The 1,478-nt window shown below is 68.8% G+C and carries 1 protein-coding gene; it reads right to left on the bottom strand.

What is annotated here, in order from left to right; genetic code table 11:
- Window positions 1–99: 99 nt before the first annotated feature.
- Window positions 100–1,371, bottom strand: a complete 1,272-nt coding sequence (locus tag WH07_RS35370) for a PTS transporter subunit EIIC (RefSeq protein ID WP_046509283.1) — start codon at window positions 1,369–1,371, stop codon at window positions 100–102.
- Window positions 1,372–1,478: the final 107 nt, after the last annotated feature.

The raw sequence follows: 1,478 nt of genomic DNA, 5'->3' as shown, positions 1-1,478 counted from the left end.
GGGGTCGCAGGGGGCGCGGGGGCCGGAGCTGGCGGCCGCGAGCGGTGGCCTCTTCGCTCAAAGGTGCGTGCTCAAGGGTGCGTACTCAATTGCCGGCACTCAAGGGCGCGTGTTCTGCTGTTCCGCCTCGTCCGCCAGTTCCTCGGGCTCCCGCCCCGGCGTTGGAATGCGGAACAGCGAGATGGCCACGCGGAAGACCACGTAATACACCACCGCGAAACACAGCCCGATCGGAATGATCAGCCAGGGCTTGGTGTCGAGATGCCAGTTCACGACATAGTCGATCAGACCGGCCGAGAAACTGAACCCCGCGTGCACCCCCAGCGCCCAGGTCACCGCCATAGACACCCCGGTCAGCACCGCGTGCGCCCCGTACAGCAGCGGCGCCGCGAACATGAACGAGAACTCCAGCGGCTCGGTCACCCCCGTCACGAACGAGGTCAGCGCCACGGAGAACATCAGCCCGCCGACCTGCTTGCGGTTCTCGGGCCGCGCGCAGTGCGTGATGGCGAGCGCGGCGGCCGGCAGCCCGAACATCATGACCGGGAAGAACCCCGACATGAACTGCCCGGCCGTGGGATCCCCGGCGAAGAACCGGGTGAGATCACCCCGTACGACCGTGCCGTCCGGCTCGGTGTACTCACCGGCCTGGAACCAGAAGAACGTGTTCAGGAACTGGTGCATGCCGACCGGAATGAGCAGCCGGTTGGCGAACCCGAAGATCCCCGCGCCCCACGCGCCGAGATCGATGAGCTGCTTGGCGAACGCGGTCAGCGCGTCCCCGACCGGCTCCCACAACAGCCCGAAGGCCACCCCGAGGAGCGTGCAGAGGAAGGCCATCAGGATCGGCACCAGACGGCGGCCGTTGAAGAAGCCGAGCCAGTCGACCAGCTTCGTACGGTGGAACCGCTGCCAGACCACCGCCGTCAGCAGCCCGATCAGAATGCCCCCGAGCACCCCGGGATTCTGCGGAGTGCCGTCCGGCCGCGCCTTCGTGACCGAGCCGGCGACCGGGAAGGCGGCCAGGACGCCGTGGTAGACGAGAAAGCCGGCGACGACGGCGAGCGCGGTCGAGCCGTCCGCCTTCTTGGCGAAACCGATCGCCACCCCGATGCAGAAGAGCAGCGGCAGACCGAACGCCCCATCCAGGATGGCGCCGCCGCCCAGGCTCAGCACCCTCGCCGTCCTGTCCCAGAACGGGCCGTGCAGATAGGCGGAGAACAGATTGCCCAGACTCACCAGCAGGCCCGCCGCAGGCAGTGTGGCCACCGGGAGCTGGAGGCTCCGGCCGATTTTCTGAAGCCCCTGGAGCGGCCCGTTCCACCACTTCCTCGTGCGCGGCGGGGGCGCTGCCGTGCTGTCGCCGCTCATCGGGTCCTTCCGTCTGGTGGCGCTGCTTGGTGGTGCGGGCGGTGGCGGGGCGGTGGGGGCGCCCGATTGGTGTAGACCACTTGCGGTAGGCTCGCGGGTCCGGTCGG

It is taken from the genome of Streptomyces odonnellii (assembly GCF_000981895.1).
GTDB lineage: Bacteria > Actinomycetota > Actinomycetes > Streptomycetales > Streptomycetaceae > Streptomyces > Streptomyces odonnellii.
Note: the sequence above shows the minus strand (reverse complement) of the source record. Positions and strands in the feature narration are given on the sequence as shown.